The sequence below is a fragment of the Curtobacterium sp. MCPF17_001 genome (assembly GCF_003234615.1).
Classification (GTDB): domain Bacteria; phylum Actinomycetota; class Actinomycetes; order Actinomycetales; family Microbacteriaceae; genus Curtobacterium.
The window spans coordinates 38159-62042 of the sequence record NZ_QKSL01000006.1; the positions used below are offsets into that span (position 1 = coordinate 38159).

General features: G+C 72.1%; 23 protein-coding genes. 8 read left to right on the forward strand and 15 right to left on the reverse strand.

The window, feature by feature from the left end; genetic code table 11:
- Positions 1-199: 199 nt before the first annotated feature.
- Positions 200-3970, reverse strand: coding sequence for an ATP-binding protein (locus DEJ24_RS07415; protein ID WP_111077991.1), 3771 nt, complete (start codon positions 3968-3970; stop codon positions 200-202).
- 160 nt (positions 3971-4130) lie between these two features.
- On the opposite strand from DEJ24_RS07415, the gene DEJ24_RS07420 reads away from it, so the two are divergent.
- The 3 genes from DEJ24_RS07420 to DEJ24_RS07430 are packed head-to-tail and all read left to right on the forward strand — an operon-like array spanning position 4131 to position 6430.
- The gene (locus tag DEJ24_RS07420) at positions 4131-5003 is read left to right on the forward strand and encodes a CoA ester lyase (protein ID WP_111077993.1); all 873 of its coding nucleotides are present in this window, start codon (positions 4131-4133) and stop codon (positions 5001-5003) included.
- A 9-nt stretch (positions 5004-5012) separates the two neighbouring features.
- Positions 5013-5492, forward strand: coding sequence for a DUF6264 family protein (locus tag DEJ24_RS07425; protein ID WP_111077995.1), 480 nt, complete (start codon positions 5013-5015; stop codon positions 5490-5492).
- Positions 5493-5548: 56 nt separating this feature from the next.
- Entirely contained in the window at positions 5549-6430 is an 882-nt protein-coding gene (locus DEJ24_RS07430; protein ID WP_111077997.1) for an aldo/keto reductase, read from the forward strand.
- Positions 6431-6513: 83 nt separating this feature from the next.
- Here DEJ24_RS07430 and DEJ24_RS07435 read toward each other — a convergent pair whose 3' ends face one another.
- Positions 6514-7029, reverse strand: coding sequence for a hypothetical protein (locus DEJ24_RS07435; protein WP_111077999.1), 516 nt, complete (start codon positions 7027-7029; stop codon positions 6514-6516).
- 125 nt (positions 7030-7154) lie between these two features.
- Between DEJ24_RS07435 and DEJ24_RS07440 the strand changes: the two genes are divergently transcribed.
- Entirely contained in the window at positions 7155-8132 is a 978-nt protein-coding gene (locus DEJ24_RS07440; protein ID WP_111078001.1) for an NAD(P)H-quinone oxidoreductase, read from the forward strand.
- Between the two features lie 42 nt (positions 8133-8174).
- Here DEJ24_RS07440 and DEJ24_RS07445 read toward each other — a convergent pair whose 3' ends face one another.
- The 7 genes from DEJ24_RS07445 to DEJ24_RS07480 form a co-directional block, all read right to left on the reverse strand.
- Positions 8175-8921: an amino acid ABC transporter ATP-binding protein gene (locus DEJ24_RS07445; protein ID WP_111078003.1), complete on the reverse strand. Its 747-nt coding sequence runs from the start codon at positions 8919-8921 to the stop codon at positions 8175-8177.
- Positions 8918-9796 carry an amino acid ABC transporter permease gene (locus tag DEJ24_RS07450; RefSeq protein ID WP_111078005.1) on the reverse strand — a complete coding sequence of 293 codons (879 nt, stop codon included), beginning with the start codon at positions 9794-9796 and terminating at the stop codon, positions 8918-8920. Before DEJ24_RS07450 ends, DEJ24_RS07445 begins: the two co-directional genes overlap by 4 nt.
- Positions 9797-9803: 7 nt before the next feature.
- On the reverse strand, positions 9804-10625 hold the full coding sequence (locus DEJ24_RS07455) for an ABC transporter substrate-binding protein (RefSeq protein ID WP_111078007.1): 822 nt from the start codon (positions 10623-10625) through the stop codon (positions 9804-9806).
- Positions 10626-11579: 954 nt separating this feature from the next.
- Positions 11580-12077: a cupin domain-containing protein gene (locus tag DEJ24_RS07465; RefSeq protein ID WP_258374756.1), complete on the reverse strand. Its 498-nt coding sequence runs from the start codon at positions 12075-12077 to the stop codon at positions 11580-11582.
- Entirely contained in the window at positions 12074-13483 is a 1410-nt protein-coding gene (locus DEJ24_RS07470) for an amidohydrolase family protein (RefSeq protein ID WP_375334698.1), read from the reverse strand. The genes DEJ24_RS07465 and DEJ24_RS07470 overlap by 4 nt, the downstream gene beginning before the upstream one ends.
- Positions 13480-15210: an adenosylhomocysteinase gene (locus tag DEJ24_RS07475; RefSeq protein WP_111078011.1), complete on the reverse strand. Its 1731-nt coding sequence runs from the start codon at positions 15208-15210 to the stop codon at positions 13480-13482. Before DEJ24_RS07475 ends, DEJ24_RS07470 begins: the two co-directional genes overlap by 4 nt.
- A 29-nt stretch (positions 15211-15239) precedes the next feature.
- On the reverse strand, positions 15240-16196 hold the full coding sequence (locus tag DEJ24_RS07480) for a PrsW family intramembrane metalloprotease (protein ID WP_258374757.1): 957 nt from the start codon (positions 16194-16196) through the stop codon (positions 15240-15242).
- A gap of 75 nt (positions 16197-16271) precedes the next feature.
- On the opposite strand from DEJ24_RS07480, the gene DEJ24_RS07485 reads away from it, so the two are divergent.
- The 3 genes from DEJ24_RS07485 (at position 16272) to DEJ24_RS07495 (ending at position 17668) form a co-directional block, all read left to right on the forward strand.
- Positions 16272-16535, forward strand: coding sequence for a glutaredoxin domain-containing protein (locus tag DEJ24_RS07485; RefSeq protein WP_111045146.1), 264 nt, complete (start codon positions 16272-16274; stop codon positions 16533-16535).
- Between the two features lie 117 nt (positions 16536-16652).
- On the forward strand, positions 16653-16934 hold the full coding sequence (locus tag DEJ24_RS07490; protein WP_110905077.1) for a GlsB/YeaQ/YmgE family stress response membrane protein: 282 nt from the start codon (positions 16653-16655) through the stop codon (positions 16932-16934).
- Between the two features lie 326 nt (positions 16935-17260).
- On the forward strand, positions 17261-17668 hold the full coding sequence (locus DEJ24_RS07495) for a hypothetical protein (RefSeq protein ID WP_111078014.1): 408 nt from the start codon (positions 17261-17263) through the stop codon (positions 17666-17668).
- A gap of 81 nt (positions 17669-17749) precedes the next feature.
- Here DEJ24_RS07495 and nadE read toward each other — a convergent pair whose 3' ends face one another.
- Positions 17750-18577, reverse strand: coding sequence for an ammonia-dependent NAD(+) synthetase (nadE, locus tag DEJ24_RS07500; protein WP_111078016.1), 828 nt, complete (start codon positions 18575-18577; stop codon positions 17750-17752).
- Between the two features lie 105 nt (positions 18578-18682).
- Here nadE and DEJ24_RS07505 point away from each other — a divergent pair, with 105 nt between their 5' ends.
- Positions 18683-19627, forward strand: coding sequence for a DMT family transporter (locus DEJ24_RS07505; protein ID WP_111078018.1), 945 nt, complete (start codon positions 18683-18685; stop codon positions 19625-19627).
- Positions 19628-19685: 58 nt separating this feature from the next.
- Here DEJ24_RS07505 and DEJ24_RS07510 read toward each other — a convergent pair whose 3' ends face one another.
- The 5 genes from DEJ24_RS07510 to DEJ24_RS07530 form a co-directional block, all read right to left on the reverse strand.
- The gene (locus tag DEJ24_RS07510) at positions 19686-20069 is read right to left on the reverse strand and encodes a VOC family protein (RefSeq protein ID WP_111078020.1); all 384 of its coding nucleotides are present in this window, start codon (positions 20067-20069) and stop codon (positions 19686-19688) included.
- A gap of 161 nt (positions 20070-20230) precedes the next feature.
- Entirely contained in the window at positions 20231-21058 is an 828-nt protein-coding gene (locus tag DEJ24_RS07515; RefSeq protein WP_111078022.1) for an ABC transporter ATP-binding protein, read from the reverse strand.
- Positions 21055-22074 carry an iron ABC transporter permease gene (locus DEJ24_RS07520; RefSeq protein ID WP_258374758.1) on the reverse strand — a complete coding sequence of 340 codons (1020 nt, stop codon included), beginning with the start codon at positions 22072-22074 and terminating at the stop codon, positions 21055-21057. The genes DEJ24_RS07515 and DEJ24_RS07520 overlap by 4 nt, the downstream gene beginning before the upstream one ends.
- Complete coding sequence (locus DEJ24_RS07525; protein WP_111078023.1) at positions 22071-22847, reverse strand: trans-aconitate 2-methyltransferase; 777 nt, start codon at positions 22845-22847, stop codon at positions 22071-22073. The genes DEJ24_RS07520 and DEJ24_RS07525 overlap by 4 nt, the downstream gene beginning before the upstream one ends.
- Positions 22844-23848, reverse strand: coding sequence for an ABC transporter substrate-binding protein (locus DEJ24_RS07530; protein WP_111078025.1), 1005 nt, complete (start codon positions 23846-23848; stop codon positions 22844-22846). The genes DEJ24_RS07525 and DEJ24_RS07530 overlap by 4 nt, the downstream gene beginning before the upstream one ends.
- Between the last annotated feature and the right edge of the window lie 36 nt (positions 23849-23884).

Genomic DNA, 23884 nt, shown 5'->3' on the forward strand with positions numbered 1-23884 from the left:
CGGACGAGACCACGGGACGGTGCCGATGCGGTGTCGGCCGCCACCTGCGGGACGGGAGGCTCGGCTGCGGTCGGCTGCGTGCCTCCCGTCCGCGGGCTGGTCGCCTCGGGCGTCCACGCGCCGGTCAGCTGTTCCGTGGTCGGCGTGACCGGACCAGCGGGCCGGGCGGCCCGACGTGCGGGCCGCGATCGCCGATCGGTCATCGGCGTGCGGGCACCGGGGGGATCGAGATCTCCTGCGTGGCGCCGCGGTCGACGCCGAGCACCTGCGCGACCGTGTTCGCGACCCGGTCCGGGTCGGAGAACAGCTGGAACGCGTGCACGCGGACGTAGTGCCATCCGAGTCGGCGGAGCACCTCGGGGCGGAGGCGCAGCGACTCGCGGAGCGACCCCTTCACCAGGGACGCGTCCGTCTCGATCGTCACGCAGACGCCGCCGTGCGCGGCGACCAGGCCGAGCTTGCCGCGGTGCCCGAGCGCGACCGGGATGCCGCGCATCTCGAGCCGACGGGCCAGGTCGACGAGCAGCGGGTCGGAGTCGTCCGGCACGTACTCGGCGGTGGTGCGGGCGCGGACCTCGGCCAGGATCTCGGCGAGGGCGACGGTGCCGTGGCCCATCCGCTCCGCTTCGATGTCGGACGGCTGGAAGCAGGTGACGATGACCATCGAGCGACGGGCGCGGGTCATCGCGACGGCGAGCAGGCGCTCCCCGCCGGGCTTGCCGAGCGGACCGAAGTCGCGGAGGACGCGGCCGTGCGGGGTGCGCCCGTAGCCGATCGAGAACACGACGCGGTCGCGACTCTGCGCCACGGACTGCTCGAGCGTGGCGACGATGAACGGCTCGGGACGGTCACCGATGACGAACTCGGTGAGGTCCTTGTGACCCTGTGCTGCGGCGAGGACGGCCTGCTCGACCCGGACCGCGTGCTTCGCCGAGGCCGTGATGACCATGAGCGACTCGGTCGGTCGGGTACGGGCGTGTTCGATGACGTGGCGGACGACACGGTCCACCTCGGCGTCGACGCTCTCGACGGCGCCGGACTCGGGGTCCGGCACGGCCTTGCCCTCGCTGACGTAGTCGAGCGCGATCGACCCGTGACCGAGGAACGACCCGGCCCACGGCAGCGACTCGATCCGGCCGCCGTAGAAACGACGGTTCACCAGTTCGGCCAGGTCCTCGCCGCCGGCCCGGTACGAGCGGGTGAGCGACAGGGTCGGCAGCAGCGTGGACAGCTTCGCCAGGGCGGAGTCGGCGTGCAGGGCGTCGAGGGTCTCCTCGTCGACCTGCAGGGCGCGGTGCTCCGGGTCGACGGCGATGCGGAACGGCGACGGCGTCTGGGTGACCGGGTCGCCGAACACGACCGTCTGGCGGGCCCGGCGGACGGCGCCGACGGTCTCGGCGATGGTGACGGCGCCGGCGTCGACGAGGATCACCGTGTCGAACGGCATGGTGTCCGCGATCTGGGCGACCTCGTACGGCGAGGCCAGCCAGACCGGGGCGATGGCGCGGGACAGGTGCGGTGCCGAATCGTGGAGCAGACGGGAGGTGATCGCGCCGTCCCGGAGCTGGCTCTTCAGCGCCGCGGACTCCTCCGGCCAGTCGACGAGCCCGACCTTCCAGTTCTCGGCGAGCTGCCACGCCAGGCCCTGGGAGACCCCGGCCGCATGCGCGTCGTCGACGAGTCGGAAGTCGGCCTCGACCCGGTCGAGCATGTCGGTGTTCGCGCCGAGGAGCGCACGGTCGGACTCGAGCATGGTCTCGAGCGCGGACTGCCACCAGGCGAGCTCGAGCTCGGCGGGCACCTGCACGTCGGGGACGTGCCGGTTCGCCAGGTCGGTGAGGAGCGGCTCGAGCTGCAGGTCGCGGAGCGTCTGCATGAGCTCGGTGCGCTCCTGCAGGTTGTGCAGGACGTCGGACTCGGCGGCCAGCTCGGCGATCGTCGGCACGAGCCGCTCGATCGGCAGGTTCGCGAGCTGCTGGTCACGGCTGGCGCGGCCGAGCGGCTCGTCGAGGCGCGCGAGGTCCTCCACCACGTTCGAGAACAGCACCTGGACGTCCGCGATGCCGGTGGGGACCTCGGGGTTGACACCGGCGGCGACGTAGCGCTGCCAGAGGACGCGCTGCTGCTGGACGCGGGTGAGCGCCTCGTGCAGGTCGGACACGTGCACACCCGGACGGACGTACTCCCGCGCGAGCTTCTTCAGGCGGCGTCGGTTGGTGCTGGACATCGGCGCGCCCTCGCCCCGGGGTGCGGTGGCGGCGACGAGCTCGGACACCGACCGGTCGAAGACGATCGGCAGGAAGCGGTCGAGGGTGTCGCGGATCTCGGTGAGCAGGCGCAGGTAGATGCCGAGCTCGTTGATCGTCGTGAACTGCCGCATGTGCGTCGAGGCGACCAGGTCGTGCGCACGCTGCAGGAGGGCCGGCAGTGATCCGCCGTCGAGCTCCCGCGCCGTCGCGTGGGCGCGCTGGGCACCGTCGCTCGAGCTGAACTTCGCGCCGTACCAGGGCGAGTCGTCCGGCCCGTAGCGGAACTCGCCCAGGTTGGCGGCGCTCACCATGGTCTCGGCGACGCGGGCACGGCCGGACACCATCGACACGACGGACTGCTTCGAGAGCCGGGCCGTGGTGGAGGGGGCGACGGGCAGCAGGGACAGCCGCGACAGCTCGACCAGGCAGTCGAGCACGCTGACGCCGAAGTCCGGGTCGGTGCGGGTGAGGGCGCCGCGGTAGTCGGTGAGGACCTTGCGGAGCCGGACCAGGGCGTCGTCGACCTCGCGGAGGTTCGGACGGCTCGACTTTTCGTTGCGGGCGATGGCCCGGACGACGTCACGGCGCAGGGTGCCCGGCGTGACGGCGACGCCCGGCAGGTGCACCTCGCCGAAGCGGGCGGCGATGCCGCGGAGCGTGGCGCGACGGGGGCTGACCACCAGCACGCGCTTGTTCGCGGCGACCAGGCCACCGAGGGCGTTCACGATCGTCTGCGTGCCACCGGTCCCGGGCAGCGTCTTCACGACGATGGAGTTGCCGGCCGTGATCTGTGCGATCACGTTCTCCTGCTCGTCGTCCGCGTCGAGCAGCAGGGTGTCGGTCTCCGGTGAGCGCTCGTCCGACGGCGTCTGCTCGACCGGGTGGTACGACTGCTCGACCTGCCACTTGGCGCTGGGGTTGCCGGCGAGGGCGTCGAGCACGGGGTGAGCGAGGTCGTCGGTGTCCTCGACGAGTCCGGTGGCGACCTCGGCGAACGTCGACACGACGAGCCGGGCGTGCACGGTGAAACCGGGGATGTGTGCGGTGAGGCCGCGGAGGCGGTCGATCACCGGGTTCGGGGTGAACGAGCCGTCCTGCTGCGCGAGGGCGACGAAGGACTGTGCGTCGAGGGTCACACCGAACTGCTCGCGGAGCGCGTCGGACAGCCCGGGGTTCAGCACGGGTTCACCGAGCAGGCGGACCTCGAAGTCCCGGCCGTGGCGGCGGATCGCCAGCGGGCGGAGCAACACGGGTCCCCGGAAGTGCTCGTCGCCGTGCTGCCAGTCGGCGATGCCGATGCCGAGCTTCACCGCGTCGATCCCCCGGACCGTGGCGAGTTCGGTGCCCTTCGCCTCGACGTGCCCGGCGGCGACGCGAGCGGCTCGGAGTGCCACCTCGTCGCGGATCAGGCTCGACAACAGGGTCGTCTTGCCGGTGATGAACTGCGCCAGACCGCCGGGATGGGTCGTCGAGAGCTCGATGCGCCCGCGCGGGTGGTCGGCGAAGTGCACGAGCGGGCTGGTGCCACCGACCCCGGCGAGCTGCTCGCGCCAGGCGTCCCACGCGGGCTCGGCAGCGTTGCCCGCGGTCAGGCGCGGGTCACCGAGGCTGATCGCGTGCGGGCTGGTGACCTGGAGTTCGGGGCGCAGTGCGGACCGCTCGTCGGGCAGGTCCGTGCCCTCCGCCGCTCCGCCGTCGACCGAGGCGTCGTCGTTCGTCACGTCGTCCTCATCGCCGGTCGTCCTGTCCACTCGCCACACACGCCCACTGTAGGCGGAAGCGCAGTGGCACTCCGGCAATGAGCCCGCGGTTCCGGGTTTTCGCCCGGTCGCACCGTCAGCCGCACCGAGCCCGGACGCCAGCGTGTGGTACCAACGGTGCATGGCCACCGACGACCGACCCGCTCCGTCCACCCCTGCCGTCTCCCGGCGTCGATCGGTCCCCGCCGAGATCTCGCGCTCGTGGCTGCTCGTCGCCGGCACCGCCGAGGACCGGTTCGACGGTGCCACCCGCTCCCGCGCCGACCAGGTGATCCTGGACATCGAGGATGCCGTCGACCCTGCGGCGAAACCGGCTGCCCGCGCCACGGTCGCCGCGTGGCTGGCGGGCTCCGGCGAGGCCTGGGTGCGCGTGAACGACGTCACGACCGACTTCTGGGAGGACGACCTCGAGGCGCTCCGCGGCCTGCCGGGCCTGCAGGGTGTGATGCTCGCGAAGACCGAGAGCCCTGCCCAGGTCACCGACACCTGGCACCGCCTCGGCGGCCACACGCCGGTGATCGCCCTGGTCGAGTCCGCCGTCGGGATCGAGGAGGCGACGAGCATCGCCAAGGCGCAGGGTGCGTTCCGCCTGGCGTTCGGCAGCGGCGACTACCGCCGCGACACCGGCACGAGCGCGGACACCCTGGCGATGGCGTACCCCCGCTCGCGTCTGGTCGTGGCCTCCCGCGTCGGTGAACTGCCCGGTCCGATCGACGGCCCGACGGTCGGTTCCTCGCACCCGATCCTCCGCGAGCAGTCGCAGGTCGCGGTGTCGCTCGGCCTGACCGGCAAGCTCTGCCTGGACACCGAGCAGCTGCCCGTCATCAACGAGGTCATCTCACCGACGCCGACCGACGTCGCGTGGGCGCAGGACTTCCTCGACGACTTCGAGGCCCGTGGGCGGGTCATCCGTGACGGATCCGACCTGCCGCGCCTGGGTCGCGCGCAGAAGATCCAGCGCCTCGCCCAGGCGTTCGGGGTGGAGCCCCGGTAGGACGGACACATGACCTGGTCGAACGTCCCCGGAACCGGACCGCAGCGGCACTCTGAGGCAGAGCGTGTGGCGTGGGAGCAGGGTGCCACGTCGCTGTTCCCGCCGGGCAGGATCGCCGACCGCGTGTCGACCGTCCTCCTGCTGGCCGCCGGTGCGGTCCTCACCGTGGTCGCGGCCGTCGCCGGCGTCATCGCGGTTGCGTCCGCGGCGACGTCCTGCGGCTCGTCCGGGGTCTCCTGCGCGCCCGGCGGGTTCATCGGCGGTGCCGTCCTGGCCGTCGGCGGGGCCTTCGTCGTCGGCGTGGTCACCCTGGTGTTCGCGGTCCGGGCCTGGATCCGTCGCCGCACGTCCTGGTGGATCGCCGGCATCGGGTTCGTCCTCACCGTCGCCGTCGTCACCTGGGGCACGGTGCTGTTCGCACAGGCCCTCGACCAGCAGGACTCCGGCCGCGACGGGGGCGTCGGGACGGCTGAACTGCGGACCTCCTGACCTCGAGCGGTGAGCCCGCTGGACGCCGGATCCGCCCGCAGGCGCATGCTGGGCGGATGAAGCAACGAGTCATCGGAGACACGTCCGTCAGCGCCATCGGACTCGGCGGCATGCCGATGTCCATCGAGGGGCGGCCGGACGAACGGCGCTCCATCGCCACCATCCACGCCGCACTCGAGGCCGGCGTCACCCTCATCGACACCGCGGACGCCTACCACCTGGCCGCCCACGACGAGGTCGGGCACAACGAGGAGCTCATCGCGAAGGCCGTCCGGGAGTACTCGGGCGACACCTCCGCGGTCCTCATCGCGACCAAGGGCGGGCACCTCCGCCCCGAGGCAGGTGCCTGGGCCCAGAACGGCGACCCGGCGTACCTCAAGGAGGCGGCGAAGGCCTCCGCGAAGCGCCTCGGCGTCGACGCGATCGGCCTCTACCAGTTCCACCGCCCGGACCCCGCCGTGCCGTACGCGGACTCGGTCGGGGCGCTCGCCGAGTTGCTCGACGAGGGCGTCATCCGCATGGCGGGCATCTCGAACGCCACCGTCGACCAGATCCGGGAGGCGAACGAGGTCCTCGGCGGTCGACTCGCCTCGGTCCAGAACCGGCTCTCCCCCGTGTTCCGCTCGAGCGAGCCGGAACTCGAGCTCTGCGACGAGCTCGGCATCGCGTTCCTGCCGTGGAGCCCCCTCGGCGGCATCGGCGGCGCGGCGGACCTCGGCACGACGGCGGAGGAGTTCGCCGTCCTCGCCCGCGAGCGCGACGTCACCCCGCAGGTGATCGCCCTGGCGTGGGAGCTCGCGAAGAGCGACGTCGTCGTCCCGATCCCGGGAGCGTCGCGTCCGCAGTCGATCCTCGACTCCGTCACGGCGGCCACCGTCAAGCTGCGGCCGGAGGACGTCGCCCGTCTCGACGCGTCGCGACCGGACCAGGCGGCGTAGTCGGCCGGTCCACGGGACGCACCACGGGCCTCCAGGCTGCTCGGCCTGGAGGCCCGTGGTGCGTCACCGACGTGCGTCGCGACTCAGGACGCGCAGGTCGAGTCGAAGTCGGTACCGGCGGTCTGGACCGCGGTCGCGGAGTCCTGGAACGCCGACAGGTCGGCGGACTTCGGGTCCTTCGTGATCGCCTCGAGGCGGGTGACCATGTCGCCGTAGGCGCTCTGGAACGCCTCGGCCTTGCCCTTCACCTCGGTGTTCGTCACCGCGTCGACACCGTCGTCGATGCTCGAGTCGAGCTCCTTGAGCTTCGCGACCGCGGCCGCCGGGTCGGACTGCAGCTTCGCGGCCTGGGACTGCAGCCCCTCGGCGGCGGACCGGACCTTGCTCTCGAAGGCCTGGCACGCGTCCGCCTTCGACTGACCACCCGAGGCATCGGCGGCCTTCGTCGGGGCGCTCGACGACCCGCCCGAGTTCGCACCGCTCGTCGCCCCCTGCGACGCCGAACCCGTCCCCGTCGTGCTGCCGCCACCGGAACAGCCGGTGAGCAGGACCGCGGCGAGTGCGGCGGTCGCGAGGACGGTGAGGTGCTTCGTGGACATGGGGTCCCCCTGGGTTCGCGACGTGTCCCTGATCGGACACGTTCGCGACCGACAGTACCGACGGCTCCCTCCGGGCGGCCGGTCGCGCGACGGGAGCCGGACGGGCGGGCGCGTACGGTCGAGGGATGCGTGCGATCACCATCACCCAGCCCGGCGACGTCGACGTCCTGACCCTCGGCGAACTGCCCGACCCGGTCCCCGGTGACGGCGAGGTCCTCGTCGAGGTCGCCGCCGCCGGCGTCAACAACGCCGACCTGCAGCAGCGACAGGGGAACTACCCGCCGCCGCCCGGAGCGTCGGACGTGCTCGGGCTCGAGGTGTCCGGCACCGTCCGCGCCCTCGGCGTGGGCGTCACCGACTGGGCGGTCGGCGACCGGGTCTGCGCACTCCTCAGCGGTGGTGGGTACGCCTCGCTCGCCGTCGTCCCGGAGGCACAGCTGCTGCCGGTGCCGGACGACCTGGACCTGGTGTCGGCCGCCGCGCTCCCGGAGGCCGCGTGCACCGTGTACTCGAACATCGGGATGCTCGCCGGACTCCGACCCGGCCAGACCCTGCTGGTGCACGGCGGGACCGGCGGCATGGGCTCGCACGCGGTGCTCTGGGCGAAGGCCCTCGGCGCCCGCGTGATCGCGACCTCCGGCGGTGAGCGGAAGGTCCGGGCCTCCCGGGAGCTCGGCGCGGACCTGGTGATCGACCACCGGGAGGAGGACTTCGTCGAACGGGCGCTGGCCTTCACGGACGGTGTCGGCGTGGACGTCGTCCTCGATGTCGTCGGCCCGTCCTACCTGCACCGGAACCTCGAGGTCCTCGCGCCGAACGGCCACCTGGCGATCATCGCCGCGGGTGCCGGAGCAGACGCGACGCTGCCGATCGGGCAGCTGATGCGGAAGCGCGCGACCGTCAGCGGCACGACGCTCCGGGCACGTCCCGCTGCCGAGAAGGCGGCGATCGTCGCCGCCGTCCGTCGGGACGTGTGGCCGTTCGTGGCGGACGGTCGGGTGCGACCGGTCGTCGACGCGGTGCTGCCGATCGCCGACGCGGCGGAGGCGCACCGCCGGCTGGCGTCCGGCGACGTCATCGGCAAGCTGCTGCTCGCGCTGTAGCGGGGCGGCGGCGGTTCCGGGGAGGTCGGCGAGGTTGCCCCGCTACGCCCGGACCCGCGCCAGGAACGTGCGGAGCGCCGGGTGCTGCGGGTCGTCGAGGACCGCCGCGGGAGCGCCCTGCTCGACGACCTCGCCACGGTGCAGGAACACGATCCGGTCGGCGACGTCCCGGGCGAAGTGCATCTCGTGCGTCGTCATGAGGATCGTCGAGCCCTGCTGTTTGAGTTCGGTGACGAGGTCGAGCACCTCGCCCACGAGCTGCGGGTCGAGCGCACTCGTGACCTCGTCGAGCAGGAGCAGCTCCGGGTCCGACGCGATGGCGCGGACGATCGCCACGCGCTGCTGCTGGCCGCCGGACAACCGGTCGGGGAACGCACCGGCGAAGTCACCGAGTCCGATCCGGTCGAGCAGGCGGCGCGCGTTCGCCTCGGCCTCCGGACGGGAGGCCCGGTGCACCTTCCGCGAGGCCAGGGTCACGTTGTCGAGGACGCTCATGTGCGGGAACAGGTTGAACTGCTGGAAGACGACGCCGATCCGGGCACGTGTGGCGTCCACGTCGACGCGGGGGTCGGAGACGTCCTCGCCCTGCAGCAGCACCTGGCCGTCGTCGATCCCCTCAAGCAGGTTCACGGTCTTCAGCAGCGTCGACTTGCCCGAGCCTGATGCCCCGATGACGCAGATGACCTCGTGGCGGTGCACGGCCAGGTCGATGCCGCGCAGGACCTCCTGGTCGCCGAAGGACTTGCGGAGGCCCCGCAGTTCGAGGACGGGAGCGGTCTCGTCGGTCACACCGCGCCTCCGATCTGTTCGCGCTGCTGCTGCTTCCGGGCGATCGCGTCGGTGACCCGGATGAGCGGCAGGCTGATGAGGACGAAGAGCAGGCCGGCGACCAGGTAGGGCGTGAAGTTCGTCTGCTCCGCCTGGGCGATCTGCGCGCTGCGGACCGCGTCCACGGCACCGAGGATCGAGACGAGCCCGACGTCCTTCTGCATCGATACGAAGTCGTTCATCAGCGCGGGCGTGACCTTGCGGATCGCCTGCGGCAGCACGACCAACCGCAGCGTCTGGGCGTGGGACAGGCCGAGCGACCGGGCGGCCAGGCGCTGGGACGGGTGCACCGCCTCCATGCCGGCACGGAGCACCTCGGCGACGTACGACGAGTAGGTCAGCACGATCGCGATCGTGCCCCAGAACTCCGGCGCCAGGCGCGGGAAGACCCCGAGCCCGGGCAGGCCGAAGCCGACCAGGTAGAGCACGATGATGAGCGGCAGTCCGCGGAACAGGTCCGTGTAGCCGGTGGCGAGCATCCGCAGCGGGAAGAACACCGGGTTCCGCAGACCACGGACGACCGCGAGCAGGGTGCCGAGGACGGCGACGCCGATGCTCGCGAAGAACAGGATCCGGACGTTCAGCCAGAGCCCGAGCAGGACGTCCGGCAGGGTCTCCCACGCCACCTGCGGGTCGAAGAAGGACTGCTGCACCGCCGCCCACCCGGGGGTGTTGACGACGCCGAACCAGACCAGCGCGACGACGACCAGCGTCGAGACGACGGAGACGGTGACCGATCGGCGACCACGCTGCCGACGGTAGAGCTGCCGTTCGCGCTCGACCTGGCTCGGCGCCGGCGAGACCAGCGGCGTGCCGGCGCCCGCGGGGGACGTCATGCCCGCGTCACTTCAGGACCGGGGTGTTCGTCTCGGAGGACAGCCACTTGGTCTGCAGGTCCTGCAGCGTGCCGGCGTCGTCGAGCGAGTCGAGCGCCTCGTCGACCTTGCTGGTGAGCTTCGAGCCCTTCGGCAGCACGATGCCGAACTGGTCGCCCTCGCCGTCGGCGGGGAACTGCGCCGACACGGTGCCACCGTCGACCTGCGAGGCCGAGATGTAGAAGGCCGTCGGCAGGTCGGTGACGATGGCGTCGATCTGACCGGACTTGAGCGCCAGGACGGCGTCGTCGTTGGAGTTGAAGACCTGCGGCGTCACGCCGAGGACGTCCTTGACGCTCTGGATGCTCGTCGACCCGGCGGCCACGCCGATGGTGTCCTTCTTCAGGGCGGCGACGGTGGTGTCCCCGGCGGCGGCGGACGACTTCTTCGTCACGACCGCCTGCGTGGTCGTGTAGTACGCGGAGGACATGTCGACGGCCTTCTTGCGCTTTGCGTCGATCGAGAACTGCTGCAGGTTGAGGTCCCAGTCCTTCGCACCCGGCGCGATGGCGCTGTCGAAGGTGCTGCGCTTCCAGACCACGTCGCCCTTGCTGTAGCCCATCTCCTTCGCGACGGCGTACGCCAGGGCGGCCTCGAAGCCCTTGCCGGACTGCGGCTCGTCGTCCTCGACCCAGGGCGAGTACGCGGGCTGGCCGGTGGCGATCGTGAGCTTGCCGTCGGTGACGGTGCCGGCAGCGTTGTCACCGCCGCCGGACGAGCAGCCGGCGAGGGCGGTCGCGGCGACGAGGGCCGTGGCGAGGGCGATGGTCAGGCGGAGGGGTCGGGTCACGGTCTGGCCTTCGTCAGGGGAACAGGGCAGGACCCGAGTGTACGGGCTTTGGGATACCAGCCGTTTGTCACACTCGGGTCCCGCGTCACTTCCGAGCCGGACAGGATCGCCTCACCGATGTCGCCGATCGTCGATCGACGCGCCGGTGTACACGATGGCGAGGAACAGCGCCACGGCCCCCACCAGACCACTCGCCCAATGCCTACCGGTCGGCGGACTGGTCATGGTCACGACACTGAACGCGACCAACGCGGCGCTGACGGGGACAGCGACTCGGAGGCTCAGGAGCAGGTTCCCGCGGTCACGCACAGCGAGGGGACCGAGAGCCGTTGAACGGGTAGACCCGGAGCGACTTCGATCCACAACGGATCCCGTTCGTGCTCACCGCGAAAGTGGCAGCAGCGAGGATCGCTCCGGCCACGACACAGAAGGTTCCTGCGCTGACCGCGCAGAGACCGGCTCCCAGCGCCCACCCGGCACCGTTGATGATGGCTGCCTGGTCCGTGGCGTTGAACGAGACATAGGCACCGTACTTGTCAGAGCCTGCTCCGAGTCGCGCTCCGGCTGGCTCCTGCACCACGTCGAACCGTACATCGTGACCGAGGTCGATGGTCGTCGTACGAGTGCCCGAAGCATCGGTCCTCCTGCCAGCGACGTACCCGAGCGCAGTCGCTTCTGCGAGCGCTTCATCAAGTTGCTGCGGCGTGATGGATGTGAGGTCGGTGGCCTGCGTCGTCGGCTGCGCGGTGGTCGGCGCAGCTCCGGCCCCAGCCGTGGTCGCGGACGCCGGCGAAGCGACGGCGAGTCCTGCGACGACGAGTGCTCCTGTTGCGAGGACGGCGCTTGCCGCCCGGGTTCTCGACACGATGTGGTCCCTTCGTTGTTGGGTCGGCCGCGCGTTCAGCCGACGCCATCACCTTAAAACCCCACATTCCAGATCACAATGGTGATGTATCAGCCGGCGAGGGTGAAGTCGTCGAACGAGAACCCGGGTGACACCAGGCAGCTGAGGAGCACCTCGCCCTCGTGCGGGATCGTCCGCTGCCAGACACCGCCGCGGACGAACGCCTGTGCGTCGTTCACCCGGTCGCGCCCGGCATCCGGCCCGAGGGTGAGCCGTGCGCCCGGCTCCGGCTGGTCCCTCGACCCGCCGAGTTCGAGCTCGACCGAGTCCGGCCCGTGCCACATCCAGATCTCGTCGCTCGTGACCCGGTGCCAGGCAGAGGCCTCGCCCGGGGGCAGGAGGAAGTGGATGAGCGTCGCCGCGGGTCGCTCCCCCGCCGCGGTCTGCACGGTCGCGGGCGAGGTCCACGTCCGGACGTACCAGCCGCCCTCGGGGTGCGGCTCCATGCCGAGCGCTCGCGCCCGCTGCGGGACGTCGAGCCACTCGATGAGCTCCCCCGAGACGGTGCGGCGGGCGACCATGCCGGGGCGGGGTGCGGTGTCGGTCATCGGGACTCCTTGCTGGGGGTGGTGGAGGGGCCCGGGGCGACCCGGGCAGAGTCGGCTGTCCGGACGACCCCGCGGATGACGGTGGCGGCGGCGCGACCGGCCCCGTCCTCGACGAGTTCGGCGAGCGCGTCGGGCACCGTGCGCGAGTCGACGTCGAACACGGCCAGGTCGGCACGGGCACCGACGGCCAGGTGGCCGATCCGGTCCGGTCCCACCGCCAGACCCATCGCGTGCGCCCCGCCGAGCGTCGCCGCCGCGAGCAGTCGCTCGTGCAGGTCCCGCCCGGAGTACCCCTGGGCGCGGGCGATGCGGTGCAGGGCGGTGACGTCGGCCATCGGGTCGAGGGATGGCGACGACGACAGGGAGTCGGTGCCGACGGCGATCGGGCTGCCCTCCCGCAGGTAGTCCGCGACGGGCGGCGGATCGAGCCCGATGACGGCGTTCGACCGTGGGCAGAGCGCGACCGCGGTGCCGCGGGCCCGGAGCAGCGCCCGGTCGACCGCGGTCATGTAGACGCCGTGCGCGATGTGGCAGTCGGGGCCGAGCACGCCGAGCCGGTCGACGAACGAGGTCGCACTCGCCCCGAACCCGAGTGCCCGCATCGCCCGGAAGGACGGCACGTTCGCCAGGTGCCAGTCCGCGCCGTGGCCGACGCCGACGACGCCTTCGAACCCGGGGACCGGCTCGACGGCGGTGCGCTCCCCCTCGAACGCTGCTTCACCGAGGTGCAGGTGCAGGCGGAGTCCCCGCTGCCGGACGATGTCGGGCAGTTCCAGGAGCGGCGCCACGTCGAGCGAGTAGGGCGCGTGCGGGGACAGCCCGGCGCCGGGGGTGGTCGGCATGCGTGCGAGTTCGCCGAGCACCTGGTCGCGGCCGTGCTGCTGCCAGGCCGCGTTCTCCCAGTCCATCACCTCCCAGTAGGCGATGCCGCCGAGGCCGGCGTCCTGGAGGGCGCTCGCCGCTTCGAGGTCGGTGACGACGTCGGCGATGCTCGTCACACCGGCGGCGATGGACTGCACGGCACCGGCCGCGGCTTCGGCCCGCCAGTCGTGCGGCTCGGCGTAGACGGTGTTGAACGCGGACGCCCAGTCCTCGAACCCGTCGTACTGGCCTCGCCCGACACTGGCCATGCCGGTGTACTGCAGGTGCGAATGCGCGTTGACGAGTCCGGGCAGCAGGGCCCCACGCCACCGCCGCTCGGTGAACGGGGTGCCGTCGAGCTGGTCCACCACCCAGGAGCGTTCGCCGACGTGCAGGATCCGGCCGTCGCGCACGGCCACCGCCCCGTCGGCGATCGGCGGTGCGGTCATCGGCACGACGATCCGCGCCGAGTGCACGGTCGTCGTCGAGTGCACAATCGTCGTCGAGTCGGCAACGACCGTCGGGCCCACCCGCTGGTCGGTCACGCCGGGTCCCCGAATCGTCGGGTCCGGACGTCCGGCGCACGGTCCACGGGCTGCGCGGCGGGCCAGGTCGTGCCGACCGGGCTGCCGGGAGGCTCGACCACCGTCCCGAACGCGGCGAGCGCCGCGCAGGCGGTCACCGCGTCCATCTCGGGGTCGATCGGCACGACGGCCCGCTCGAGTTCGTCCCCGCGTTCGACGAGCATCCGCACGGCACCGAGCTGCGCCGCGAAGGACAGGTCCATGATCTCGATCGGGTTGCCCTCGGCAGCGGTGATGTTGATGCAGCCTCCGCCGTCGAGCAGCAGCACGTGCGGGCCGTCCGGCACGCTGACCCGCTCGACCTTCCGCGCGATCTGCGTCCGCACGGCTCCCGCGGCGACGGCGTCGTCGAGCGCGACCTCCTGGTCCACCCCGCCGGCGACCGCGACGACCGTTCCGGGAGCGCACGCTCGCAACACGGCGAGGCTGATCGTGTCCGGCACCCCGGAGGCGCTCATCACCAGGTCGGCGTCGCGCACGGCCTCGGTGAGCGGGGCCACGGCGTACCCGGCGAACAGGGCCTGCAACGCCCGGACCGGGTCGGGGTCCGCGACGGTGACCCGGAACCCGAGTGCGCGGAGCACCAGGGCGACCCCCTCGCCGACGTGACCGTACCCGGCGACGACGGCTGAGCCTCTCCCCACCGGCACGGCCGGCCGCACCGTCGTGTCGAGGTCGTCGAGCAGGTCGAGCGCGGCGAACACCGTCGACTGCCCGGTGCCGTACCGGTTGTCGAAGAACGTCTTGGTGCGGGCGTCGTTCACGGCGACGACCGGGATCCCGAGCTGGCCGCGCGACGCCATGAGGCGCAGCGGGCGGAGGCCGCTCGTGGTCTCCTCGGCGGCCCCGAGCATCGTCGGCAGCAGGTCCGGTCGTTCCTGGTGCACCAGCCGGATGACGTGCGACCCGTCGTCGACGAGCACGTGCGGGCGGGTGTCGAGCATCGCGAGCGCCAGATCCCGCTGTTCCGACACGGACGCCGTGCTGCTCGCGTGCACCGGGATGCCCGTGCGGCGGAGGACGTCCGCGACGGCGTCGTCGGTCTCGTCCGCGTGGGCGTAGGCGACGACCTCCGCGCCGGCGTCCTGCAGGAGCAGGGCGAGCACCGCGGTCTTCGGCTCGAGGAACAGGCTGACACCGATGCGGGTGCCGCGGAGCAGGCCGCCCTGCCGGAGGTCGTCCGCGACCGCACGCGAGACGGGCATGGAGCGGCGGGCCCAGCGGATGCGGGCCTCGGCGGCGGGGTCGTCGTCCTCGGGGTCCCTGCCGGTGGAGACGAGGAACACGTCGTCCGAGGTCGTCGGCACGCCGAGCACGCCGGGTCGGGCGAGCGCGGTCGGGCCGAAGGCGTCCTCGTCGACGGCGGGTACGTGGCGACCAGCGTCGATGACGAGCAGCGTCGAGCCGCGCGGCCGGTCAGCGGTGGCCTGCTCGACGGCCGCGACCGACTCTTCCGGGGTGCCGAGGCACCAGAGCTGGTCCACGCCCGTCGCGTCGTCGGCAGGACGGGCACCGAGCCCCGTCAGCAGGTCGTGCAGGACGGCCGCGTCCCGCGGGTCACCGCCGACGATGCGGAAGCGCCGGGCCGCGAGGAGCATGTTCGTCACCCGGGCGGTGTGCCTGACGGCAGCGGAGGCCCAGGCCAGCACGGCCGGGTCGGCGCGGGCTGTCGGGTCGGCACGCGGCATGCGCCCATCGTAGAGCGCTGCGGGCACCCTCAGCGGAGCGGGTGTGGCGGCGGCGACCCGGCCCAGGCGCCGAGCTCCGCGTGCTGCCGGGCGTCGAGGCGCCGCGCCTGCCGCCGGTAGTGCAGCAGCACGCCGACGAGCACGCCGACGCCGATGACGGACACGACGGCGAGCCCGGCGATGTACAGCGTCGTCACGACGCCGGCGAGCGAGGACGGTACGTACCCGTTCTGCGCCGCCGAGAACGGCGTCCCGGTGAACACGAACGCCAGCAGGGTCGAGATCGTCGAGTTCGAGTCCCACAGCCCGTGCAGCAACGACACGACCACGTACGCGACGAGCACCGACCACGCCCATCGGAACTCCCGCCGCCCGTGTGCCACCCCGAACAGGACGGCCCCGAGGATCGCGGTCCAGAGGACGTGGCCGACCGGGGACAGTACGGCGCGGGCGACCTCGGTCTGCAGCAGGGACGACAGGTCGATGCCGCGGGTGGTGATCGCGGCGTTGAACGCGTAGCCGGCGGACTCGAACGCCGAGAACCCGGCTCCGACGGTCGCGCCGAGGAGCGCCCCCTGCCGAGCGGTCTTCGGGCGGACCCGCCACCCGACGACGACGAGCAGCACGCCCTTGACCAGTTCCTCGACGAAGCCGACGAGCAGGTACAGCCCGGCACCCGGTCGCAGGTCGGACTCCAGCAGCGACGCCCCGAGCACCCCGAGGACCCCGCCGACGAAGAACGCCGTGATGAGCTGCATGGTGCTGACCGTGCCGGTGACCCGTTCGATGACGAACAGCACCACCGTGAACGGCACCAGGAAGCTGCCGATCAGGATGATCGTCGGCACCAGGTTCGTGTTCTGGGTGGCGATGGTGACGATGATCGTCACCACCCAGAGCAGGAACCCGCCGAGCAGGGTCTTCCACCACCAGCCGTGCCGGTGGTGCGGGTGTGCGCCGACGTGCACATCGGTCTCGAGCGTCATGCGCCCCATCGTGCTCCCGCGTCCACGGAGGCGGTCACCGGGAATACGGAAGGCGCGGTGGACGTAGTGACCGACATGACTGACGAGACGTTCGACAAGGTGACCATGTTCGGCGCGGACTGGTGCCGCGACTGCCGCCGTTCCAAGGCGCTGCTCGACCGACTGGGCGTGGACTACGAGTACGTCGACGTCGAGGCGGACCTGTCGGCGGCCGACCGCGCCGAGGCGATCAGCGGGCGCAAGAACATCCCCGTCGTCGTCCTGCCGAACGGCAAGCACTTCGTCGAGCCGTCGGACGCGGAGTTGCAGGGCGAACTCGAGGCATCCGGCGCACTCTGACCAGGCCGACGGCTTCCCTGGGAGGTCACTGAGTCGAACGCGTGTTGAATCGGTGTCCGGCCCTGAGCTCGGCGAACTGTCGCAGCCTCGGACCGGCCGCAGAACAAGGAGAACAACATGGGTGTACTCGGCACCATCATCGGCCTCATCGTCGTCGGCCTCATCGCCGGCGCCATCGCACGGCTGGTCATCCCGGGTCGGCAGCACATGTCGATCCTGATGACCATCATCCTCGGCATCGTCGGTTCGTTCGTCGGCGGTTTGCTCGGCTTCCTGATCTTCCGCCATGACCTCGCGGACGGCTTCTTCCAGCCGTCCGGCCTCATCGGGTCGATCATCGGCGCGATCATCGTCGTGCTCATCTACACGCGCGTCGCGGGTCGCGGCAACCGCCGCTGACCAGCGGCACGTGCCGGCGCTGACGCGCTGACCACACGATGGGAGGCCCGGTACCAGCTGGTACCGGGCCTCCCGTTCGTCGTGTGCCAGACTTCCGTCGTCGACACGGACTACCGGCGCCTCGACGGCAGCCGGCCCGGAGACAGCGGCCAGCCGGGATGCCCCGGCCACCCTGGAGGCACCGGCCGACGGTGCAACGGGGGTCAACGGACGCGTTCGCCTCGGCAGCGACCGGCCGCCCGATCACCGCTCGCGGCGGCGTCAGTACCGACCCGCTCCGCCCGATGTCCGGAACGCGCGCAGGCGTGGCGCGTACGGTCCAGTCCATGACTGACGAGAACGACACCCGTCGCCCGGAGCAGGACGCAGCTCGACTCGGTCTCGTCGTGGTCGGCGAGGCCGCGGCCCTGCAGTCCGGCGACGAGACCGCACTGGAAGCGAGCGAGGCGAACATCCGCGATGCCGTCGACGAACTGGTCGACGTGCCGCTCACCCCGCGCCAGGAAGAGGTCGTCGAACGACTGGCGCAGGCCGGAGGCACCCTCACCGCGGGCCTCAGCGGCGCGCTCGCGGCACAGACCGGGCACCCGGTCGAGCACGTCCTCGAGGGCGCGGCGCGCAGCATCCTCTGGCAGGAACGCCTCGCCGAGCGCCAGGACGCCGGACACGAGGACGCCGGCCGCCAGGACGCCGGACACCCGGATCTCGACGGTGAAGGACACGAGCCCGCCTGACCGGCCAGACGGCCAGACGGCGAGACGGACGGGAGGCTCCCCACCGGATCGGTGGGGAGCCTCCCGTCCGTCACCTGACGGTCACGTCGTCGCGTGCCACCACTCGTCGAACGGGGTCGCCGGCACCTGACGCTTGTGCTCCGTACCGCGGTAACGGGCCTCGATCGCCTCGGCGACCTCGACGGGGACGTCGTGGCCCTGCAGGTAGGCGTCGAGCTCGGCGTAGGTGAGACCGAGGTTCGCCTCGTCCGTCTGGCCCGGCAGGTCGTCGAGCAGGTCGGCGGTCGGGGCCTTCTCGTACAGGCGGGCCGGTGCGCCGAGGTGCTCGAGCAGCTGTCGACCCTGGCTCTTCGTCAGCCCGGTCAGCGGGGTGAGGTCGACGCCACCGTCGCCGTACTTCGTGAAGAAGCCGGTGACGGCCTCGGCGGCGTGGTCGGTGCCGACGACCAGGTAGCCGCGCTGCCCGGCGACGGCGTACTGCGCGACCATCCGCATCCGCGCCTTCACGTTGCCCTTGACGAAGTCGCTCAGGGCGACGCCGGCGTCCGCGGTGTCCTGGACGACGCCGTCGACGCCGTGCTCGATGTTGACGACGATGCCCGGGTCGGCGGCGATGAACTGCAGCGCGAGCTGGGCGTCGTCCTCGTCGGCCTGGACTCGGTACGGCATCCGGACGGTGGTGAACTCGGCGGCGTGTCCCTCGGCCCGGAGCGACTCGATGGCGAGCTGCGTCAGACGTCCGGCCAGGGTGGAGTCCTGCCCGCCACTGACGGCGAGGACGTAGCCCTTCGCGCCGGTGGTCAGCAGGTAGTCGCGCAGGAAGCCCACGCGCCGGGTGACCTCCTGCTCGGGGTCGATGGTCGGCTGGACGTTGAGGTCCGCGGCGATGGCGGCTTGGAGTTCTCGCACTCACCCAGTATCCGCCTGCACCACCGTGATCCGCACGGGTTCTCGGCACCTGCTCGTGAACGGCATCCGGACCACTACGGTGACCGTGACGACGGAGGTGCGACTGTGACGTTCGGACGCCGCACCGGCCTGCTCGCGATCACGGTCACGTCGCTGCTCTGGGGCACCACCGGGACCGCGGCGACCTTCGCCCCGGACATCGGCCCGCTGGCGATCGGGGCCGCGGCACTCGGTGTCGGTGGTCTGCTGCAGGCCGTGGTCGGCGCCCGGGCGCTGCGTGGTGCGCGCACGCAGCTCCGGCACCGCCGCGGCCTCGTCGTCGTCGGTGCCCTCGCGGTCGCCGTCTACCCGCTCGCGTTCTACAGCTCGATGCACACGGCCGGGGTGGCTGTCGGGTCGGTCGTGTCGCTCGCGTCCGCGCCCCTGGCCTCCGGGGTGCTGGAACGCGTCGTCGACCGACGCCCGCTCAGCCGGTGGTGGGTCCTCGCCGCCCTGCTCGGCGTCCTGGGCAGCGTGCTGCTCTGCCTCTCCGGACTCGACGACGCCGCGCGCCCGGCCGGGGCGACGGTCCTCGGGGTCCTGCTCGGGCTCGTGGCCGGTGCCGCGTACGCCGTGTACTCCTGGGTCGCACACCGCCTGATGGACGAGGGCGTCCCGCGGGCAGCGGCGATGGGCGCGGTGTTCGGCGGTGGCGGGCTGCTCCTCATGCCGGTCCTCGCCGTCACCGGGGCGCCGCTGCTGGCGACTCCGCAGGACCTCGCCGTCGGGGTGTACATGGCCCTCGTGCCGATGTTCCTCGGCTACCTGCTGTTCGGCTACGGCCTGACGACGGTCTCCGCGAGCACGGCGACGACGGTCACGCTCACCGAACCGGCCGTGGCTGCGGTGCTCGCCGTCCTGGTGGTCGGCGAACGGCTGACGGCGGTCGGCTGGGTCGGGCTCGGGGTCATCGCGGTCGTGCTCGTCGTGCTGGCGGTCGCCCCGACGAACGAGTCGGGCGACGCCGGGCGGCCGGTCGACCCGGGGTGGCCGCCGGTCGGGCGGCCCTGACCTGACTGCCCTGGTCTCGCTCGGCTCGACCCGGCTGCCCGGGTCTCGCCCCGTGCGATCAGTGCTGCACGGAGAAGACGTTGCCGGCCGGGTCCGTGAACCAGGCGATGTCCGGCCCCATGTCGCGGGAACGCCCGCGGAGGACCTGGCGGTCGTCCGCCCACTGTCCGCCGTCGGTCGGCCGGACCCCGAGCGCCGCGAGGTCGTCGAGCGCCGTGTCGATGTCGTCCACCACGAAGTTGAGCACGGTGAAGGTCGCCGGGGTGTGGTCGGGCTTGCCGTACAGCAGCACCGGGACGTCCGAGCCCGGCAACAGGAGCTGCATCATCTGGCCGGGGACGAGGACGCGGACGTCCACGCCGAGCACTCCGGCGTAGAAGGCCACGGCGGCATCGACGTCGTCGACGCTGAAGCCGCTGTAGGCGCTGGTGGGTCGGAACACGGGGCCTCCTCGTTCGGTGCGGCAAGTGTGCACCGATGACGGTCCGACCGCACCCGTCGGCGCTTCCGCAGCCGAGGCGTGCGACTGCTCGACGGCACGGCACACCGAGCACGACCGGGACAGCGGACAGCCCGAGGACCGGCGGACCCGGCGGAGCACGGTCAACGCGCCCCTCCGGACGCGGTGCCGAGGAGATCGACCCGGAGGCCCTCCGGGGTCTCGCGCGTTCGGCCGCGCACCCGGAACACCCGCTCCAACAGGTCCGGTGTGAGCACGGTCCGCGGTGCCCCTGCCGCCGCGACACAACCCTCCGACAGCACCACCACGTGGCCGCAGTAGCGAGCCGCCATGTCCAGGTCGTGGAGGACGACCACGACGGTGCGGGACCCGTCCCGGAGCAGGTCCAGGAGCTCGAACTGGTGGTGTACGTCCAGGTGGTTGAGGGGTTCGTCGAGGACGAGCACCTCGGGTTCCTGCGCGAATGCACGAGCGATCTGGACCCGCTGTCGTTCGCCGCCCGACAGCCCGTTCCAGCGGCGTTGCTCGGTTCCCGCCATGCCCACCGCCACCAGTGCCTCCTGGCAGATCCGGTCGGAACCCTCGTCGGGACCGCCGAGCCGTGAGCGGTACGGCAACCGACCGAGGCGCACCACGTCGAGGACCCGGTGGTCGATCTCGGTGTGCCCCTGCTGTTCGACGAAGGCGAGACGGCGGGCCACCGATCGACGCGGCAACGCGTGCAGGTCCGCCTCGTCGAGCAGGACGGCCCCGCTGTCCGGAGGCGTGATCCCGGCCAGGCACCGGGCGAGCGTCGACTTGCCCGACCCGTTCGGACCCACGATCCCGGTGATCCACCCGCGTGGCGCGACCAGGTCGACCTCCGCCAGGAGTCGCACGCCGTGGACGGAGCGTCCCACTCGTCGCGCCGAGAGCAGACCGGGTTCGGACCCCGCCGCGCGCTCGCCGGGCTCGGACCCTGCCGCGGTCATGCGCGCTGCCCTCGGCGGAGGACCACCAGGAACGTCGGCACGCCGATGAGCGCCGTGACGACGCCGACCGGGATCTGGTGCGGTGCGAATGCGAGTCGCCCGGCCAGGTCCGCGACGACGAGGAACACTCCGCCGGCGAGGGCGGACACCGGCAGCAGGAGGCGGTGGCCGGGTCCGACGAGCATGCGGGCGGCGTGCGGGACCACGAGTCCGACGAAGCCGATCGCCCCGACGGCAGCGACGACCGCGGCGGTCGTCGCCGCTGCGCCGACGAGCACGACGACCCGCAGGAGCCGGACGTCGATGCCGAGGGCCAGGGCGGCGTCGTGCCCGAAGACGAACGCGTCCAGCGCCGGTGCGACGGCGACGAACACGGCGGTCGCGACCACGACCACCAGGGCGCAGACCACCACCGCGGACCACCGCGCGGCCGCGAGGGACCCGAGCAGCCAGTACGTGATGCCCCGCGTCGCGTCCGCGTCGCCCCAGGCCGTGACGACGAGGGAGGTCACGGCGGCGAACAACTGCCCGACGACGACGCCGGTCAACACGACCCGGCTGGTGCTCGCGGTGTCCCGTCCCATCAACGCGAACACCAGCGCGAACGAGACGAGCCCACCGACCAGCGCGCCGCCGGCCAGGGTGACGGATCCCGCGCCGAGACCGAGCACCAGGACGAGGACCGCCCCCGTCGACGCACCGGACGAGATCCCGAGCAGGTAGGGCTCCGCGAGCACGTTGCGGGTCACGGCCTGCAACACGCAACCGCACACCGCGAGTCCCGCACCGGCCGAGGCGGCGAGCAGGACCCTCGGCAGTCGCAGTTGCCACACCACGGAGTCCGCGAGCCGGGGCAGCGGGGTGACCGGCAGACCGAGGTGGGTGCCGATCGACCGCACCGTGTCCACCCACGTGATCGAGCCGCCGGCCAGCGTCACGCCCGCGACGACGACCACGACGAGCGCGGCCATGAGCACCGGCACGACGACGGCACCGCGGAGCGCGGTCGCGCTCACCGTCGGGCGAGCACGACGAAGTCGTCGAGGTACTGCCAGATCGGACCGACCTCGGTGAAGCCGGCGACCTCGAGTGCCGCGACGTGGAAGCCCAGGCTGAGTTCGGGGTTCGGCGGTCGGTGCTCGAACCGGCGCTCCCGCTCGGCGGCGAGCCGGCCGTACCGCTCGACCGCGGTGACCTCCGCGAACCACTGGTCCCAGTCGAGCGCGCCCGACGCCCGGTCGGCCTGCTGGGTGCGCTCATCGTCGAGTGCGCTGAGCTCGGCGAACAGTGTGCGGCCGTCGAGGTGACGGAGGTGGTCGGCGTTGAGCACCACACCACCGGGCGGCACGATGGACCCGAGGTCGTTGTAGACGCGGCTGAGGACGTCCGACGGCAACCAGTGCAGGGCAGTGGAGCTGAGGACAGCGTCGGGGATCGCGCCGTCCAGGCCCGCCGTCCAGTCGCGGTCCCAGAGGTCGGCGTCGACGAAACGCACCGGCTGCCCGGCGAGCGCCGTCCGCCCGAGTTCCAGGAGCACCGGGTCGTGGTCGAGCGCGATGCAGGTGATGTCCGGCCGCCGGGCGACGACCCGCTGGCTGATCGAGCCGGGTCCACTCGCCAGGTCGAGGACGATGCCACCCTGCGGCACGACGTGGTCGACGACGTCGAGCATGATCGCGAAGCGTTGCTCACGGTTGGTGATGTAGGCAGCCTGCTGGGCGTCCCAGGCCGCGAGGAGGCCGAGCGCCCGCTCGGTCTCGGCAGGGGTGGTCGTGGTGGTCGTGGTCATCGTCGGTCCTCCGAGTACTCGGTCAGGGCGGTGGAGACGGTCTCCAGGGCGTCGATGCTCCGCACCGAGGGGTCGAGTTCCGTCGCCGGGACGGCGATCAGGTGGTCGTCGCGGACGGCGCTGAGGTCCTTCGTGACGGCGTCGGACCGGAGCTGGTCGATCTTGTCGTCGGCGCTGTCGCCGGGCAGGCCGCGGGACAGGTCGGCGACGACGATGACGTCCGGGTCGCGCTGCGCGATCTCGTCCCAGCTGGTCTCGCTCCACTGCGCATCCAGGTCGTCGAAGGCGTTGGTCGCGCCCGCCACACGGCCCATGGTGTCGGCGAGCCCGTTCGCACCGGCCACCACCGGCGCCCCGTTGACCGAGGAGTAGAGCCAGACGACGGACGGTGCCCCGGTGTCCGAGGCTGCTGCGGTGAGCCGCTCGAGGGTGTCCCGCTGCTCGGCGACGACGTCGCGGCCCCGCTGCTCGACGTCGAAGACCCGAGCGACGTCGGTGACCTCGTCGAGGATCGCGTCGAAGCCGACCTCGTCGGGGACGAGCACCGGGTCCTCGCAGTCGTTCGCGGACAGGTAGGCCGGCACGCCGAGGTCGATGAGTTCCTGACGACTCCCGGCAGCGTCGGACGCGAACGCAGAGGCGCGCATCGAGTAGACGAAGTCGGGGTTCGCCTCGCGGAGCTGCTCGGTGCTCGGGTACTGCTCGGCGAGCACCGGCACGTCGTCGTAGGCCGATCGCCACTCCGGGGCCACGGCGTCGGTGAGGTAGCTGGTCCCCACCATCCGGTCCTGCAGTCCGAGCGCCAGCATGACCTCGGTCGCGCCCTGCTCCAGGGTCACCGCCCGTTCGGGAGGCGCGGGGACGGTCAGCTGCATGCCGCAGCTCGTCAGTGTGGAACCGGCCGACGGGGTCGTGGACGACCGACCGGACGCGGAGGAGTTCGCACACCCGGTGAGGGCGAGCGCCGCGACGACCACCGTTGTAGTGATAATGGTTTTCATGATCGTGACGCTAGAGGGAGAGGGATCGGTCCGCCA